Below are 16,227 nucleotides of genomic sequence, written 5' to 3'. Positions count from 1 at the left end.
CCAATTAACTTGACGGTACCCCTGTTTAACGTGGCGAGGAGACCACGACCTGCTCCTCAGTTCAAACATACCATGTCGAAACCAGTCGCCCCCGTGAAGTTCGGCGCTCTGCCGAGGCGGGACGCTGCGGTCCACCGTTGTCAATGTGCCGCGCGGGCGTATGCCCTACGCGTAACTTGATATGCTACTTCAAAAGCGAGCTGAAGTCCAATGCGCTTTTGATGTCGTCGAACGCGCCCTTGAACTCGGCCGCCATTTTCACGCCGTCCTTGAAGATGGCGTTCATGTCGTCGGTGGCCTGCTGCACGCCGTCGCGCGTGATGCCAAGGCTGCCGTCGTCGACCACGTCGTACACGTCGTGTTCCGGCTCGTCGTCTTCGTCGTCTTCCACGTACAGGTACTCGGCCTCTTCGCCGTCTTCCATGATGACGAAGCCGATGCGGTTGCCGTCCTCGTCTTCCAGGTAGCGCACGATGTCGTCGTCGGAAAGCTCCAGCTCAACGACCTCGAGGTCCTCGTCGGCGTCTTCCTCGGCGGCATCGGCCTCCTCTTCAGCGGCGTCTTCGGCTTCCGCATCGTCCTGTTCGTCTTCGGCGACACCGGCCTTTTCGGGCGTCGCAACGGGCTCGGCCGCGGTATCCTCGGCAGCTTCGACCTGCTCGTCGGCAGCTTCAAGCTCTTCCTGGCTTGCGTTTACGTCCTGCTCGCTCATCGACGGCTCCTTTCCTTCAGTGCGCGCTCGATCTCGCGCTTCGAATCGCGCTCGGCCATGGCGGCGCGCTTGTCGTAGTTCTTCTTGCCGCGGCAAACGGCCAGCTCAACTTTCACGAGCGACTTGTTGTTGAAGTACATCTTCAGCGGTACCAGCGCCATGCCCTTTTCCTTCGTTTGCTGCTCGAGCTTGCGAATCTCGTTTTTGTGCAGCAGCAGCTTGCGCTTGCGGTCGGGGTCGGGGTTGGCGATGTTGCCGAACGCGTACGGCGGGATGTGCACGCCGTGCAGCCACACTTCGCCGTGGCGGATAAGCGCGAAGCAATCCGTCAGCTGGCAATGGTTGTCGCGCAGCGAGCGCACTTCCGTGCCCGTGAGCGCTATGCCGGCCTCGTACGTTTCAAGCACCTCGTAGTCGTGAAGCGCCTTGCGGTTGCGCGCGATGTCGCTGGGCTGCTTCTTCATGCGCTACTCCCCCTCCGGCGCGTCGTCGGCATCGCTGGCGGCGGCAAGACCCGGCACGAACGTGTCGGCGTCGCACAGGTCAAGCGCGAACTGCACGAACAGCTTCACGCACGCGTCAAGGTCGTCAAGGCAGATGACTTCGGTGGGCGTGTGCATGTAGCGCAGCGGCACGGACACCAGGCCCGTGGGGATGCCGGCACGCGACACCTGGATGGGCCAGGCGTCGGTTCCCGAATGGCCGGGAAGCGCCTCGACCTGGTACGGGATGCCGGCCGCCTTCGCCGCGGCAACCAGACGCTCGTACACGTACGGGTTCACGTTCGGGCCGCGGCCGATGACCGGGCCGCCGCCGCACTTGATGTCGCCGAACTTCGCATGGCTGACGCCGGGGTAATCGGTTGCGTGCGTGACGTCGAACGCCACGGCAACATCGGGGGCCACGCCAAACGCCGAGGTGGTGGCGCCGCGCGTGCCGATTTCCTCCTGCGTGGTGCACGCGGCCGTGACCGTGCCCGGCGCGCCGCCGGCCGCCGCAAGCTCTTCAAGCACGCGCGTGATCACCCACACGCCGCACTTGTCGTCGAACGCGCGCGACACGCCCATGTGCTTGCCGAAGCGCTCGAAGCCCACGCCGAACGTGATGGGGTCGCCCACGGCCACAAGCCGCTTGACCTTCTTCGCCGGAAGGCCCAGGTCGATGACCAGGTCGGACAGCGGCGTGACCTTGTCGCGCTCGCCTGCGGAAATAAGGTGGATGGGCTTGCGGGCCACCACGCCGCGCAGCGGAGCCGCGGCGCCCGACGCGTGCACGTCGACGCGCAGACCCGGCAGGATGGCCGCATCGACGCCGCCGATGGCGGCCACGGACAGAAAGCCGTCGTCGGAAACGTTGACCACCATCAGGCCGATCTCGTCCATGTGTGCCGCAAGCATGAGCGAAGGCGCCACGCCGCTGCCGGCAAGGCTGGCGTGCACCGAGCCCATGACGTCGGTTTCCACGCGGTCGGCCACGCCGTCAAGACGCTGGCGCACCAGCGCGGCGATGCGCTGCTCGCAGCCCGTCGGCGACGGGGTTTCCAGCAGCGATTTCAGGAATTTGCGATCTTGTTTTCTCATGAGAGTCCTTACCTTTCGCGAAAAGCGCGGCGGGGCCGTAAGGCAGCACAACCGCAAAACCCGCGCTTTCCCTGGTGAAATGCAAGTCGAATAGGCGCCCGGCTGCTGCCAGGTGCCAAAAACCACGCGATAGGCTTATGCGCGCACCTTCACGACGATCTTGCGCACGTGGCACGGCTCGGCGCCAAGCGTGCAGCCCGGCTTGTGCGCGTCTTCGGGAGCAAGCACGGCCATGTCGCCGGCACGCAGCACCACGTCGGTAGTGCGCTCGGGCGTGGCGTACAGGCCGAAGTCGTTGCCTTCGTCGAACGGCTGCGCCTCGTCAAGACCTTCAAGCTGGGCATACTGCAGCAGCTCTTCGCCGGACACCACGAACTGAACGTCGTAGTAGCGGCGATGCGCCTCAAGCTGCTTTTCGGCGGCAGGCACGGTGTCGTACTCCTGCACGTTGGCGAACACGTCGTCGCCGTCGATGTCGTTGCGGCCGAGCGGCAGCTCGGAAAGGCTGTCCTGCTGCAAGAACGCGTAGGCCTTCGCGAAGCGTTCATTGAGGTAGTCGTGTGCGGATGCGTGGTCGATAGTCGTTACCAGCATGTTGTTCCTTTCATTGGGTTGCGGCGCGTTCGACACCGCGTTGTTTCGCACGAGCGAGTATACACCCCGCAAGCGGCGCGGCGGCACCGGCAAACAGCGCACCACGGCATGCACAGGAGCTGTTCATGGGCAGAAGCGTTTCGGCTGATGAACGAGCGGGGGTAAAGGGTGCATCAACGGGAACTTATTGCGATGAGCATGCCTGACGCCCGTCCCCCCCCCAAAAAATCGCCCAACTACCTGAGCCGCGAAACGGCGCTACGCTTGCGCGCCTTGCTCGCCCGCATTGTGAGCCACCCGAGCGCGACGCAGCGGCTCCAGCAGCCGATCGACCTGCGTTTCGTCGAGCACGTCGACGCCCGCATCGCGCAGAAGCGCTGCGGCCACGCCCCAACCTTCTACCAGCGTGCCGGTAAACGAACCGTCGTACACCTGGCCGCTGCCGCACGAGGGGCTTTTCGACTTCAGCACGGCCACGCGGCAATCCGCGTCGCGCAGCTGCTCCAAACACCGCGACGCGCCCGCATGGAAACGCTGCGTCACGTCGGCGCCGGTGGCGTCCACGACGCGCACCGGGCGCGTGCCCGCCTCGATCTCGCACGGCGGGTGCGGAATGGGAAAGCCGCCGGCCACTTCAGGGCAGATGGGAACCACTTTGCAGTACCGGGCAAGCTGCATGGCCTGCTCACAGGGCTTCGACGCGCCGTCGAAGCGGCATGGGCGGCCCAGCAGGCAGGCGCTGACGGCCACCACGGGCGTTATGTCGAGATTCGTTTCGTTCATACCTTCATTGTAACGCGCCAGGTCAAATGGCGAACGTCCAGCTCCGCAGGCATGCGCCTTTTCACCTCGCGAGTCCCTGAATGCTGCCCTTAATCCTAGCGAAATGCTACTTGTAGACTCTCAAAAATCTTTGGGTGCACCACGGCCTTTGTGCTAGAGTTGGGCCACGTGAGGGCGCGACGGCGTGGGAGGACGGAGCGCGGCAAAGCACGAAAAGAAAGGGCAAACGTCATGAAAGTTGCAATCCCCAGCGAAACCGGCGAAGGCCTGACCAGCGTCCGCAGCGGGCATTTCGGTCACACGCCGTGGTTCACCATCGCCACCATTGAAAACGACGAAGTGGTGAAGGTCGAGTCCGTGAAGAACGTCGACCACGACCAGGTTGGCTGCGGCGGCGTCATCGAGTTCGCCCACAGCCTGGGCATCGACGCCATGATCACCGCCGGCATGGGGCGCCCGCCGTTCATGCGCTTCACGCAGTACGGCGTGGCGGTGTACCTTGAACAGCAAACGCCGATCGTGGGCGACGTGGTGAACAAGTTCATTGCCGGGCAATGCCCGCGCATGGTGCTTGAGAACGCCTGCAACCACCAGCACTAGCGGTTGTTGCAGGCACGTCCGGCGTTGCGCCGCTAGCGGCCAATCACTGCCTTATAATCCAAGCAAGCGAACCGCGACCCGGCCTGCGCCGGGTCGTTTCCGTATCAAGACCATGTTGGGAGCACCAATGGGAATTGCCGAAGATCTGCGCGCGTTTTCGCCGTCATGCGAACAAGAAGCGGCCGACCGCGACTTCATATTGCAGCGCCTCGCCAGCGACCCTGAGGTGTTCGACCGCACGTCGCCGGCTCACATGGCGTGCTCCATATGGACGGTGAACCCCACGTTCACCCAAACGCTGCTGGTGTACCACAACATCTACGACTCGTGGAGCTGGATCGGCGGGCACGCCGACGGGCAGCGCGACCTTGCGGCCGTGGCGCTGCGCGAGCTTGCCGAGGAAACGGGCGTTGCGCACGCGAAACTGGTGCCGTGCGGGCCGGGCAACCTGCTGTCCTGCGAGGTGCTCACCGTCGATGGGCACGAGAAGCGCGGCGCGTACGTCAGCTCGCATCTGCACCTCAACGTCACGTACCTGGCCGTGGCAGACCCGGCCGAGCACGTGCGCATCAAGGTCGACGAGAACAGCGGCGTGCGCTGGGTGCCGCTTGACGACGCCGTTGCGCTATCAACCGAACCATGGATCCGCGACTGCATCTACCGCAAGCTCATCGCGAAAACGCGCGAATTGGCGCCGAAGTTCGCCATCAGCTAAGCAACCGGTAACCGATATCAACCGGAATCTGCAGCGCCTCGCACATTCAGATGATGTTGCCGTGGATGTCTGCATGGTAGACGTCTTCGAAGCGGCGGCGGATGGCTATGTCGGCCGTGAGGTTCGTGTTGTCGAAGACCACCGACCACTGCGTGTTGCTGGTGACGTCTTCCGGGTTGGGCTCTTGCGCCGCGGCGGCCAACGCGCGCCAGGCCGTTACCTGCGCGTCTTCGCCGACCGGCGCGCCGTCAAGCACCGCCTCGATGGCATCGTAGCGCTCGCGCCCGTGCCCGTAGCGGCCGTTTTTCTGGTTCGGCTTCACCAGCCCCTCGTGCATGACGAAGAAGTTCGTGACCTGGCGGCACGGTGTGACCACCGGCAGGCGCTCGGGGCTGTCGCAATCGTATTCGACCACGCGACCGTCGCCCGAGGCGTCCGTGATGTAGTAATGGTAGTCGCGCCCGCTGGTGGCGAACATATCGTGGGCAAGCAGCAGGTCGACGGCCTCCTGCGTGGTGGCAGCGCGATCGAGCACCAGGCGAATGACCAGCGGTGTTGACAGCACGGGCTTGCCGGTGACGCGGTGCGTGGGCTTGCTGTCAAGCGTCAGCACGGCGATGGAAACGCCCTTCTCGTTCACGCCGTCAAGGCACACGAACGGCGCAGCCAAGCATGCCAGGCGCGATTTCGCGTCCGCGAACGGATTGTTGGCGTGCACGTTGTCAAGCGCGGCGAACGCGATGGACTCGTAGCCGACCTTCGGCGCGCAGTGCACAAGCATGGCCGACGTGTCCAGCTTGAAGTCGTAGTTGCGGCCCATAAGCACCTGATCGCCGGCGTTAAGCGTGAACGCGCTGCAGCCGAATTCGGGCGCCTGCATGTGCGCGGGCAGAAACGGCAGCGCCTCGCGGAAAATAGCGTCGACCGTGTCCTGGTCGCCGCCCAGGCCACGCTCGATCAAACGGTCGAGGTTGTAGGGGTACGTGACATCCATGGCATACAGGTTGTACGCGCCCTCGGCGTGCGTGATCTGGCGAACCGTCGAAAGCGTGTGGGCGCGCGGGCCGTACAGCCCGATGCCGGCGCCAACCGCCGCTCCCGCCGCGCATGCCGCAACCGTGCCGAACACTTCGCCAAGCTTCATAGCAGCCCCTTTCAACGTACGCGCCGCGCGCGTTTGCTTATGGCGGAATTATCGCACACTTCGCCACTCTGCCAACGCCAGCACCAGGCAACGGCACCAATAGGCCGCATCGCCGCACGAACACGGCGGCAATCCCACTGTCAATGCAACGAGGTCAACACATCGAGATGTACCTATCACCGCGATTCACCTTTGCCGTTCGCCTTCCGCCTTCCGCCTTCCGAAAGCGCGCTCGGTTAAGCGACGAGACTCGAAGCCGCTGGCGACCTCGGGGAGACGCTGTGCAATCATCGCCGCCCGGCGGCGGGCTTGCCAACGTGCGCTAAAATAGTCGTTTGCACAACATGAGGTTGTAAGGAAGGAAGCCAGCCGTCATGAACTTGGAAAAGTCCATCGCTTCGCAATGCAACCCGCGCGCGCTTGCGCGTGGGCGCGCCATCGCCGCGTCGGATCGCAACATCCTGACCAAGCAGGTGCGCTACGACGCCGACGAGTCCATCATCAGCGCGTTCGTTGCCTCAAGCAGCGGATGGGACGACCGCTACCGCACGTCGGTGACGCTCGACGAGGACGCCGGCGACGTGGTGGACTACTCGTGCACGTGCCCGGCGTTTCGCGAATACAACGGCATGTGCAAGCACTGCGTGGCGCTGGCGCTGACGTTTTCGGAGCGCCCGGACACGTTCATGGGCTACCAGGCGCACCGCACCGCGCAGTCGTCGGCCTGCATCGCCGAGTTCATGAAGCGCACCGAAGCGCTTGACGCCGAGGACACGCCCGCCGGCTCGGTGCGTCTGCACGCCGAGCTGTCGTTTGGCTACGGCCTGTGGTCGGCGGCGTTTCGCATCTCGGGGCCGGCGGGCACGCCGTATGTGGTGAAGTCGCTCAGCGAGTTCGCCGAGCGCATGCGCCGCGGCGAAGCGTACGCTTACGGCAAGAAGCTGTCGTTCACGCACGCCCCCGCCCTGTTCGACGACCGCTCGCGCGCCGTTGCGCAGTTCATCGAGCGCGCGTGCTCCATGCGCGAGGCGGCCGACGACGGCCCGGCATGGCTGCGCCGCCAAACGGCCCAGGTGGGACGCACGCTGCAGCTTTCAGAAGCCGAAGCCGTGGAGCTGTTCGACCTGCTTGAGGGCGACGTGTTCTCCATCCACGGCGCCGATTTCGCCACGCCAACGGTTGAGCGCGTGCACGTGGTGCGCGAGGACCCCGCCATCTCGCTGGGCCTTGCGCGCGCCGAGCACGGCTGGACCATCGAGCGCGGCGAGCGCATCCGCATCGCCGAGCAGGCGGGGCGACTGTACGTGTGGCTTGGCGACGACGTGGTACACCGCTGCTCGGCGGCGTTCGCGCGCTGCGCCGACTTTTTGCGCACCGTGTACGACAGCGACGAGAACACCCTGTTCATTGCCGACGGGGACATGCCGCTGTTCTGCGCGGCGGCGCTGCCGCTTATCGAGTCGCAACTGCAGGTCAGCGCGCCGGACGAGATAAACGCCTATCGCCCCGTTCCCTGCAAGCTGGAGTTCTACTTCGACAAATCGGCGAAGCACGTGCACATCGGTGCGCAGGCCGTGTACGGCCAGCACCGCTTCGCGCTGCGCGGGCAGGTGCCGAAGGCGGCCGAAGGCGATAAACCCACGGGACCGGCGCCGCTGCGCAACCAACACGCTGAGGCGAAGGCATCCGCGCTTATCGAGCGCTTCTTCGGCCCCGAGAGCGCATCCATCGCGCTGTCCGAGGAAGACGCCGTGGCCCGCCTGGTGTTCACGGGGCTTTCCGAGTTCCGCGCGCTGGGCAACGTGTTCACCACGCCGGCGTTCGACAGGCTTATCAAAGACGAGAAGCCGCGGTTGAGCCTGGGCGTGTCGCTGTCGGGCAACCTTATCAACCTGACGGTGGATGCCGGCGACTTGGCGCCTGCCGAGCTTGCGGCCATGCTGGCCAGCTACCGAAAGAAGAAGCGCTACCACCGCTTGCGCGGCGGCGCGTTCGTGGACCTGGAGGACTTCGACCTGTCGCAGCTTGACCGCCTGGCGTCCGATCTGGGCATCACACAGAAAGAGCTTGCAAGCGGCGTGGTGGAGCTGCCGTCGTTTCGCGCGTTTTACCTGGACGAGGAGCAAAACCTTGACCGCGACCGCAGCTTCGCGCAGTACCTGGAGAACTTCCATCGCGCGAACGAGACGAACTACAGCGTTCCCGAAGGGCTGACGGCCACGCTGCGCCCCTACCAGGTGGAAGGCTTCCGCTGGCTTTCGGCGCGCGTGGACGCAGGGTTCGGCGGCATCCTGGCCGACGAGATGGGCCTGGGCAAATCCGTGCAGCTTATCAGCTTGCTGGTAGCGCGGGCGCAGGAAGCGCGCGGGGTGGGGCCCAGCTTGATCGTGTGCCCTTCGTCGCTGGTGTACAACTGGCTGGCCGAGTTCGAGCGATTCGCGCCGGGGCTTTCCGTTGTAGCCGTGGTGGGCAACGCCGCCGAGCGCAAGGTTATCCGCGGCCGGGCGTTTTCCGCGTACGACGCGCAGCTGGCCGCCGCTGCAGGCACGGCCGATTCCGGCAACGCGCCTCATGCCGGCGACCAGCTTTCACCGGTTGATGTGCTGGTGACGTCGTACGACCTCGCGCGCATCGACTCGCCCGATTACGCCGGGCGCGAGTTCTACCTGTGTGCGCTTGACGAGGCGCAATACATCAAGAACCCCGCAACGCTGACCACGCGCGCCATCAAGCGCCTCGGCGCGCGGCACCGCTTCGCGCTGACGGGCACGCCCATGGAGAACCGCCTGTCCGAGCTGTGGAGCATCTTCGACTTTCTGATGCCGGGGCTGCTTGGCCCCTACGCGCGGTTCCGCGAGCGCTTCGAGCTGCCCATCGTCGGCGGCGACGAAGACGTGGCCGCGCGCCTGACGGCAGCAACCGGGCCGTTCATTCTGCGCCGCCAGAAGGCCGACGTGCTGACCGACCTGCCCGACAAGCTGGAAAGCGTGGTGTACGCGCCGCTTGAGGACCAGCAGTTGAAGCTGTACCGCGCCCACGAGCAACACCTGCGCGAAGAGCTGACGCGCCAGCGCCGCGAGCGCAAGGAGCGCCAGGCCAAGCGCGCGGCCGGCGAGCAGGTATCCAACGTGGAAGTGCTGGCCGAGCTCATGCGCCTGCGGCAGCTGTGCTGCGACCCGCGCCTGGTGTTCGAGAACTACCGCGGGCACGGCGCAAAGCTCGACGCCATCATGGAGCTGGTGTCCTCGGCGCGCGACGGCGGCGAGAAAACGCTGATATTCAGCCAGTTCACCAGCTTCTTGGAGCTGATCGCGCAGCGCCTTGACGAGGCCGGGATCGCGTACTACACCATCACGGGCTCCACGCCGAAGAAAGACCGCGTGGACATGGTCAACGAGTTCAACGGAAACGACGTGCCCGTGTTCCTGGTGTCGCTGAAAGCCGGCGGCACGGGGTTGAACCTAACAGGCGCCAGCGTGGTCATCCACGCCGATCCGTGGTGGAACGCCGCCGCGCAGCAGCAGGCCACGGACCGCGCGCACCGCATCGGGCAAACGCGCGTGGTAAGCGTGCAGAAGGTTATCGCGAAAGGCACCATCGAGGAGCGCATCCTGCACCTGCAAGAAGAGAAGAGCAAGCTGGCCGACCAGGTCATCGGCGCGGCGGGCATGTCGCTTGCAAGCTTGAGCGCCGACGAGCTGATCGACTTGCTGGGAGAATAGCAGGCTGCCACCAGTCCTGCCCGCCAGCAACAAAAGAGCCGGCCCCACAGGGACCGGCTCTTTTCGCATTCGAGGCAAAGCCTAGAACTTGCGGAAACGCTGGTAGCGCTGTTCAAGCAGCTCTTGCTCGCTTAAGGCGCACAGCTCGTCAAGGGCTTCGCGCACGTATTCGCTCACGTTTCGCTCGGCCGCCTCGGGGTTCTCGTGCGCCGGGCGCGGACCCTCGGACACCACGTCATCGATGATGCCCAGCTCGCAAGACTCGTGCGCGCTCATCTTCATGACGGCCGCCGCCTCGGGCGCGCGCGTGCGGTCCTTCCACAGAATGGACGCGAACCCTTCAGGCGACAACACGGAATACACGGCATGCTCCTGCATAGCCACGCGGTTGGCGACGGCCAGCGCCAGCGCGCCGCCCGACCCGCCTTCGCCCAACAGCACGGTAACCACCGGCACCTTCAGGCCGGCCATGGCAACCAGGTTGTCGGCGATGGCGTTGCCCTGCCCACGCTCCTCGGCCTCGGTGCCGCAGAAAGCGCCCTGCGTGTCCACCAAGCACACGATAGGACGGCGGAACTTCTCAGCCTGGCGCATAAGGCGCAGCGCCTTGCGATACCCCTCGGGCTGCGGGCAACCGAAATTGCGCGCGATGCGCTGCTTGAGGTCGGCGCCCTTTTCCTGGCCGATAACGGTGACGGCGCGGCCGCCGATCCAGCCGACGCCGCCGATGATGGCGCCGTCGTCGGCGAAGCCGCGATCGCCGTGCAGTTCGATGAACCCATCGACCATTGCGTTGATATACGCAACTGACGTGGGACGATGCACGTTGCGCGCCAGCTGCACGCTTTGCCACGCGCGGTTTTCCGCCGACTTGGTGACAGCTTCCTCCACGAGCGCAGCGTCGTTGGCATCAAGCGATGAGCCGCCTTCGGCATCGAAGCTGCCCTTCGCGATGGCGCGTCCAACGCGGCGAGTGGCCTGCGCGCGGTTCGCATCCGCACGCAGACCCGCCGGAAGCGCATCGTACAACCGGTCGCGCACGCGCCCTTTGGCCACGCGCGCGGGTTCAGGCTTCAAATCGGTATACATCACGGTGTTGTACGTGCCGGTGCCGGCTTCCAGGTTGTCGCACACGGCCTGATAGCTGACAAGGATGTCGCGGTCGCCGGCGTTGTGCGCCGCGCCCGTGGCCTGCTTCGACGTTGACAGGTACAGCGCCAGCAGATGCGCAAGCGTGGCGCGCAAATCCGGGCGCGGCACAATAGCGTCGATAAGTCCGTGCTCAAGCGCGAACTCCGCCGTCTGAAACCCTTCGGGAAGTTCTTGGCGAATGGTGTCGCGGATGACGCGTTGGCCGGCAAACCCGATAAGCGCGTGCGGCTCGGCCAAGATGATGTCGCCGTCCATAGCAAACGAAGCCGTCACGCCGCCGGTGGTGGGATCGGTAAGCACCGAGATGTACGGCAGATGCGCCTCGGCGTGGCGCTGGATAGCGCACGACGTCTTCGCCATCTGCATAAGCGACACAAGCCCCTCTTGCATGCGCGCGCCGCCCGAAGCGGTGAAGATGACGACGGGCAGGTGCAGGCGCGTGGCGCGCTCGAACAGGCGCGTGACTTTCTCGCCCACCACGTTGCCCATAGAGCCCATGAAAAACGTTGACTCCATGATGCCGATGGCCAGGCGCAGGCCCGCGATGCAGCCCTCGCCCGTGCGCACGCCTTCCTCAAGGCCCGACTTTTCGCGCTGGGCAGCAAGTTTGTCCAGGTAACCCGGGAAATTCAGCGGGTCGGTTTCCTGAAGTCCCTCGTCCCATTCGATGAACGATCCGTCGTCAAGCAGATCGTCGATGCGCTCCGACGACGTCATGCGCAGGTATCCGCCGCAATTCGGGCAGGCGAAGTGCGAAGCGGCCAAACTGGTGCTGTCGAACTTCATGCCGCACTTCGGACACGCGCGCCACGTGCCGCACACGCTTGCCGGCTTGTCCGTGGCGCACAGCACCCAGCCGAACTGCGGCGAATTGCCCAGCGGGCGAAACACGCGGATGCCATCGGCCGCGGCGCGCGCCAAAAACGTGTCCACCTCGGCAAGCGCCAGAGCTTCCTCGCCCAGCAACACCACCGCAGCGCCGCAAGCGCGGGCAGCCTCAAGCACGGCGTACCCGTTGGCGAACAGCGCGTCGCCGCCTTTGCCGGGCAGGCACGCGCGCATATCGGCAGCGCGCAGGTACGCATCGCCGGCACGCTCCTCGGTGTAGGCCGCAGCGGCCACCATGCCGGCATCTTGCACCGCAAGCAGGATCTTCTTCACGGCACGGCCACGGGAAACCACCAGCGCCACAGGCGCATCGGCGGTTTCTTCACGCACGGGCGAAACCATTTCGGCGGCGTCCACATACGTGGACATGTCCGCAGCGTCCAGCGCGTTCGGAGCAACGGCAGACTGGGCGCGCGCCTCCACGGCGATGCGCGTCAAACGGTACGCAACAGCCGCATCGTGCGGTTGCGCGCCGCTGCCATCTATGCGCGAATTGACGAACGAGCCCTCGCTATCGAACGTGATGTACCCTGTTTTCGTGCGTTTCATGATCAAATCCTTCAAGGCGGCATGCCCGCCCGTTGCCTGCTATTGCTCGGCTTTCGCCATGACGTATTTCTGCGTGGCCGTGGCCGCCACCTTATCGCCCACGAGCGCCTCCACGTCGGCGACCACCATACGCGACGAGTTGCGCGTAATGGTTGCCTTCAGCGTCAGCGTGTCGCCCGGCTGCACCTGGTTGCGGAACTTCGCCTTGTCGATGCCGGCGAAAAATCCCAGCACGCCGGGCTCGTCGCGGCCCACCAGCGCGCAAAACGACGCCGTCTGCGCCAGCGCTTCCATGATGATGACGCCCGGCAGCACAGGATGGCCAGGGAAATGACCGGCGAACAGCGGCAGCTTAGGATCAACATCCAGCTCGGCCGTAATGGAAACGCCCGGCTCGCACGCAACCACGCGGCTCACCCACACAAACGGATCGCGATGCGGCAGCACTTGCTCGACAACATCGCGCCCACAAGGATAAGAAATGTCCAACATAGAAGAATTCCTAATCGATAGATTCACTGTAAGGCGAAACAGCCAAAACGGCGTTGTGGCCGCCGAAGCCGAGCGAGTTCGACAGCGCTACTTTCTGAGGGTAGTTCTGCAGCGGCTCGGACACCACGTTCACGGGGCACTCGGGGTCGGGCTGGGCAAAACCTGCCGTGGGCGGCACGCACTGGTTGGCCACCGAAAGCGCCGCGACCACGGCCTCAACCGCGCCGGCGGCACCCAGCGTGTGGCCCAGCGAGCCCTTCACCGACGTGATGGGGATCTTGCGCCCCAGTTCATCGCCGGCAAGCGCGATGAGCGCCGCAGCCTCGGTGGCGTCGTTGGCATGCGTGGACGTGCCATGCGCGTTCACGTGACCCAGGTCGGCCACGGTGAAACCGCCCTCGTCAAGCGCCTGCTGCATGGCGCGCTGAATGCCCTCGCCAGTGGGGTTCGGCGCCGTCATGTGGTAGGCGTCGCCCGTCGAGCCGAAGCCGGTGATCTCGGCAATGGGCTTCGCACCGCGCGCCAGCGCATGCTCCAGCGATTCCAGCACCAGCACCGCACCGCCTTCGCCCGCCACGAAACCGCTGCGACGCACGTCGAACGGCATGGACGCCGCCTGCGGGTCCTCGGCATGCGTCAGAGCACCAAGGTTCGTGAAGCCTGCGATGCAGATGGGGTTCACCGATTCCTCGGAGCCGCCGGCAAGCGCCAGGTCGCAATAGCCGTGGCGGATGGAGCGCACGGCCGAGCCGATGTTGTGCGCGCCGGTGGCACACGCGGTGGACACGTCGATGCACTCGCCGCGCATGCCGTAGCGAATGGCGATGTGGCCGGCGGCCATGTTGCCGATCATCGTGGGGATGAACAGCGGGTTCACGCGCTTAGGACCCTTCTCGTCAAGCGTGCGGAAACCCTTTTGCAGCTCGTCGATACCGCCGATGCCCGCGCCGAACACCACCGCGGAGCGCGTGGGGTCCTCGTCGTCCATGTTGACGCCCGCCTGCGCCATGGCCTCGTCGGCGGCGATGAGCGCGTACTGCACGAAGCGCTCGAAGCGGCGCGCCTCCTTCTTCGTCAAGCCATATTCCGTGGCGTCGAAATCGGGCACCTCGGCCGCGATGCGCACCTCGTAGTCGCTTGCATCGAAGTGCGTGATGGGGCGCACGCAGCAGCGCTTGCCCATGACGGCATCCCACAGCGCCGGCACGCCCACGCCCGCCGGCGTGACGGCGCCCATGCCCGTGATGACGACGCGGTGCGTTCCGTCCGCGCGCCTGACCTGCGTGTTCGCTACCTGCTCGCTCATAGTGCCAAACCTCCGTCAACGCAAATGACCTGGCCGGTAATGTAGCCGGCCTCTTCGCTTGCCAAGAAACGCACCAGGTGCGCCACATCGGCCGCCTGCCCGAAGCGCTTGAGCGGGATCTGTGCGCCGATGGACTCGCGCTGCTTTTCGGACAGCGCGTCGGTCATGTCCGTGGCAATGAACCCGGGGGCCACGGCGTTCGCCGTTACGCCGCGCGCCGCTAGCTCGCGCGCGATGGTCTTCGTCAGCCCGATGACGCCGGCCTTCGAAGCCGCGTAGTTCACCTGGCCGGCGTTGCCGCCGATGCCCGAGATGCTGCTCATGTTGATGATGCGCCCATAGCGCTGCTTCATCATGATCTGGCCCGCGGCCTTGCAGCACAAAAACGTGCCTTTGAGGTTCACGTTGATGACGCTGTCGAAGTCTTCCTCCTTCATGCGCACCATCAGCCCGTCGTGGGTGATGCCGGCGTTGTTCACCAGCACATCAAGGCGGCCAAACGCCTTATGAGCCGCGGAAACCAGCGCGCTGGCCTCATCGGCATTGCCCACGCTGGCCGCCACGGCAAGCGTCTGCACGCCGTATGGCGCCGCAAGCGCATCGGCGTGTTCCTGCAGCGCGGCAAGGCCGCGTTCGCTAGAGCAGTTCAGGCACACGTTGTAGCCGGCCTGCGCAAGCTCGCTGGCCACGGCCAGCCCGATGCCGCGCGAAGAGCCGGTGACCAGCGCGCTTTTGCGCTGGGTGTCGTTCGTTTCGCTCATGGGTTACTCCTCATCGGTTGCGCAACGCGCAACGAAAGACTCGAATGATTCGGCGTCCTGCACGCAGGCGCGCTCGGCGGTGCGATCGATGCGCTTGACCAGGTTCGTCAGCACGCCACCGAATCCCACCTCCACGAACGCGGTTTCGCCCTGCGCCACAAGCGCCTGGACGCTTTGCTGAAAGCGCACGGGATGCGTGAGGTGGCGCACCAGGTGCTCGCGCGCGTCGGCAGCGCGAAGCGGGCTGGCGTCGGTATTGCAGATAAGCGGCACGGAAGGCTCGGCGAACGTGACGTTGGCAAGGTACGCGTCCAGGCCTTCGGCCGCAGATTGCATAAGCGGGCTGTGGAAGGCGCCGGACGTGGCAAGGCGCGAGAAGCGCTTGCCCGCCGCCGCCCACGCGGCCTCTGCGCGCTCAACGGCTGCAACTTCGCCGGAAACAACAATCTGACCAGGGGCGTTGAAGTTCGCCGGCACCAGCACCTGACCTTGGCCGCACGATTGGCACACCTCGGTCACGCTTTGCTCGTCGGCTTTCAGAAACGCGCTCATCACGCCGGGGTGCTGCTCGGCGGTCTCGGCCATAAGGCGCGCGCGCTCGGCAACGAAGGCAAACGTGTCGGCATCGGAAAGCATGCCGGAGACGGCAAGCGCGCTGACCTGGCCAAGCGAGAAGCCCAGCACAGCAGACGGCCGCACGCCGCGCGCTTCAAGCGCATGCGCGATGCCTACGGACAACGCGCACATAGCAGGCTGGGCAAAGCGCGTGTCGTTGAGCTTTTCAGCCGGGGCGTTCAGCATGACGTCGGCCACGTCATAGCCCAGCACATCGGATGCGCACGCCAGCGTTTGCGCCATTTCCGGGACTTCCATAAGCGAAGCGCCCATGCCGGGCTTTTGCGCGCCCTGGCCGGAGAACAAAAAGACGGGATTCACGTTCACGCCCCCTTTATGCGCGCTGCGCGTTGGCGTCGGCCGCTTGCTGCAGATCGCGTGCGCCGCGAGAGAGCGCCTGCTCCATCATCTCGTCGATGACCTGGCGCGCCGTCTTGCGCTCGTGCACCAGGGCCGCCACCTGGCCCGCCATCATGGAGCCGTTGTCCACATCGCCCTCCACGGCACGGCGAAGGCTGCCGGCGTACATGGCCTCAAGCTCGTCGCCGTTTTTCGCCATGTCGGCCTCGAGCTTGCGCACGTTGCGCGCGAACTTGTTCTTCAGGCAGCGCACC

The 16,227-nt window shown here is 65.3% G+C and carries 14 protein-coding genes and 1 pseudogene; 3 read left to right on the top strand and 12 right to left on the bottom strand.

Annotated elements, in window-relative coordinates:
• Positions 1-184: 184 nt before the first annotated feature.
• The 5 genes from ACWI6D_RS07955 to ACWI6D_RS07935 all read right to left on the bottom strand — a co-directional run bounded on the left by ACWI6D_RS07955 (position 185) and on the right by ACWI6D_RS07935 (position 3,669).
• Positions 185-712: a hypothetical protein gene (locus tag ACWI6D_RS07955; RefSeq protein ID WP_449134289.1), complete on the bottom strand. Its 528-nt coding sequence runs from the start codon at positions 710-712 to the stop codon at positions 185-187.
• Positions 709-1,176, bottom strand: a complete 468-nt coding sequence (gene smpB / locus ACWI6D_RS07950; protein ID WP_288284840.1) for an SsrA-binding protein SmpB — start codon at positions 1,174-1,176, stop codon at positions 709-711. Before smpB ends, ACWI6D_RS07955 begins: the two co-directional genes overlap by 4 nt.
• A 3-nt stretch (positions 1,177-1,179) precedes the next feature.
• On the bottom strand, positions 1,180-2,292 hold the full coding sequence (locus ACWI6D_RS07945) for a M42 family metallopeptidase (protein WP_449134288.1): 1,113 nt from the start codon (positions 2,290-2,292) through the stop codon (positions 1,180-1,182).
• Between the two features lie 135 nt (positions 2,293-2,427).
• Positions 2,428-2,886: a YhcH/YjgK/YiaL family protein gene (locus ACWI6D_RS07940; protein WP_288284838.1), complete on the bottom strand. Its 459-nt coding sequence runs from the start codon at positions 2,884-2,886 to the stop codon at positions 2,428-2,430.
• Between the two features lie 258 nt (positions 2,887-3,144).
• On the bottom strand, positions 3,145-3,669 hold the full coding sequence (locus tag ACWI6D_RS07935) for a DUF523 domain-containing protein (RefSeq protein WP_449134287.1): 525 nt from the start codon (positions 3,667-3,669) through the stop codon (positions 3,145-3,147).
• Between the two features lie 231 nt (positions 3,670-3,900).
• Here ACWI6D_RS07935 and ACWI6D_RS07930 point away from each other — a divergent pair, with 231 nt between their 5' ends.
• Entirely contained in the window at positions 3,901-4,269 is a 369-nt protein-coding gene (locus ACWI6D_RS07930; RefSeq protein ID WP_129422986.1) for a NifB/NifX family molybdenum-iron cluster-binding protein, read from the top strand.
• Positions 4,270-4,396: 127 nt separating this feature from the next.
• Positions 4,397-4,984 (top strand): NUDIX hydrolase, encoded by a 588-nt coding sequence (locus ACWI6D_RS07925; protein ID WP_449134286.1) that lies wholly within the window; start codon positions 4,397-4,399, stop codon positions 4,982-4,984.
• Between the two features lie 46 nt (positions 4,985-5,030).
• Here the strand turns inward: ACWI6D_RS07925 and ACWI6D_RS07920 are convergent, their stop codons facing one another.
• Positions 5,031-6,128 (bottom strand): linear amide C-N hydrolase, encoded by a 1,098-nt coding sequence (locus tag ACWI6D_RS07920; RefSeq protein WP_449134285.1) that lies wholly within the window; start codon positions 6,126-6,128, stop codon positions 5,031-5,033.
• Positions 6,129-6,502: 374 nt separating this feature from the next.
• Here ACWI6D_RS07920 and ACWI6D_RS07915 point away from each other — a divergent pair, with 374 nt between their 5' ends.
• Positions 6,503-9,850, top strand: coding sequence for a DEAD/DEAH box helicase (locus ACWI6D_RS07915; protein ID WP_449134284.1), 3,348 nt, complete (start codon positions 6,503-6,505; stop codon positions 9,848-9,850).
• An 81-nt stretch (positions 9,851-9,931) separates the two neighbouring features.
• On the opposite strand, the gene ACWI6D_RS07910 is transcribed toward ACWI6D_RS07915, so the two are convergent.
• From ACWI6D_RS07910 to ACWI6D_RS07885, 6 genes and pseudogenes are all read right to left on the bottom strand, one after another.
• The gene (locus ACWI6D_RS07910; protein ID WP_449134283.1) at positions 9,932-12,439 is read right to left on the bottom strand and encodes an acetyl-CoA carboxylase carboxyltransferase subunit alpha; all 2,508 of its coding nucleotides are present in this window, start codon (positions 12,437-12,439) and stop codon (positions 9,932-9,934) included.
• Between the two features lie 39 nt (positions 12,440-12,478).
• On the bottom strand, positions 12,479-12,931 hold the full coding sequence (gene fabZ, locus ACWI6D_RS07905) for a 3-hydroxyacyl-ACP dehydratase FabZ (protein WP_288284832.1): 453 nt from the start codon (positions 12,929-12,931) through the stop codon (positions 12,479-12,481).
• A gap of 10 nt (positions 12,932-12,941) precedes the next feature.
• Positions 12,942-14,237, bottom strand: a complete 1,296-nt coding sequence (fabF, locus tag ACWI6D_RS07900) for a beta-ketoacyl-ACP synthase II (RefSeq protein ID WP_449134282.1) — start codon at positions 14,235-14,237, stop codon at positions 12,942-12,944.
• Entirely contained in the window at positions 14,234-14,998 is a 765-nt protein-coding gene (gene fabG / locus ACWI6D_RS07895; protein ID WP_449134281.1) for a 3-oxoacyl-[acyl-carrier-protein] reductase, read from the bottom strand. Before fabG ends, fabF begins: the two co-directional genes overlap by 4 nt.
• A 3-nt stretch (positions 14,999-15,001) precedes the next feature.
• Entirely contained in the window at positions 15,002-15,934 is a 933-nt protein-coding gene (locus ACWI6D_RS07890) for an ACP S-malonyltransferase (protein WP_449134280.1), read from the bottom strand.
• A 13-nt stretch (positions 15,935-15,947) separates the two neighbouring features.
• A pseudogene (locus tag ACWI6D_RS07885) lies at positions 15,948-16,227 on the bottom strand (enoyl-[acyl-carrier-protein] reductase FabK); the annotation flags it as partial.

Source organism: Senegalimassilia sp. (assembly GCF_977052095.1).
Note: the sequence above shows the minus strand (reverse complement) of the source record. Positions and strands in the feature narration are given on the sequence as shown.

What these genes read in the sequence shown, in the direction of transcription:
- ACWI6D_RS07945 (WP_449134288.1), bottom strand. Translation starts at nt 2,292, where the DNA reads ATGAGAAAACAAGATCGCAAATTCCTGAAATCGCTGCTGGAAACCCCG.
- ACWI6D_RS07915 (WP_449134284.1), top strand. Translation starts at nt 6,503, where the DNA reads ATGAACTTGGAAAAGTCCATCGCTTCGCAATGCAACCCGCGCGCGCTT.
- fabF (WP_449134282.1), bottom strand. Translation starts at nt 14,237, where the DNA reads ATGAGCGAGCAGGTAGCGAACACGCAGGTCAGGCGCGCGGACGGAACG.
- fabZ (WP_288284832.1), bottom strand. Translation starts at nt 12,931, where the DNA reads ATGTTGGACATTTCTTATCCTTGTGGGCGCGATGTTGTCGAGCAAGTG.
- fabG (WP_449134281.1), bottom strand. Translation starts at nt 14,998, where the DNA reads ATGAGCGAAACGAACGACACCCAGCGCAAAAGCGCGCTGGTCACCGGC.
- ACWI6D_RS07955 (WP_449134289.1), bottom strand. Translation starts at nt 712, where the DNA reads ATGAGCGAGCAGGACGTAAACGCAAGCCAGGAAGAGCTTGAAGCTGCC.
- ACWI6D_RS07925 (WP_449134286.1), top strand. Translation starts at nt 4,397, where the DNA reads ATGGGAATTGCCGAAGATCTGCGCGCGTTTTCGCCGTCATGCGAACAA.
- ACWI6D_RS07920 (WP_449134285.1), bottom strand. Translation starts at nt 6,128, where the DNA reads ATGAAGCTTGGCGAAGTGTTCGGCACGGTTGCGGCATGCGCGGCGGGA.
- ACWI6D_RS07910 (WP_449134283.1), bottom strand. Translation starts at nt 12,439, where the DNA reads ATGAAACGCACGAAAACAGGGTACATCACGTTCGATAGCGAGGGCTCG.
- smpB (WP_288284840.1), bottom strand. Translation starts at nt 1,176, where the DNA reads ATGAAGAAGCAGCCCAGCGACATCGCGCGCAACCGCAAGGCGCTTCAC.
- ACWI6D_RS07935 (WP_449134287.1), bottom strand. Translation starts at nt 3,669, where the DNA reads ATGAACGAAACGAATCTCGACATAACGCCCGTGGTGGCCGTCAGCGCC.
- ACWI6D_RS07930 (WP_129422986.1), top strand. Translation starts at nt 3,901, where the DNA reads ATGAAAGTTGCAATCCCCAGCGAAACCGGCGAAGGCCTGACCAGCGTC.
- ACWI6D_RS07940 (WP_288284838.1), bottom strand. Translation starts at nt 2,886, where the DNA reads ATGCTGGTAACGACTATCGACCACGCATCCGCACACGACTACCTCAAT.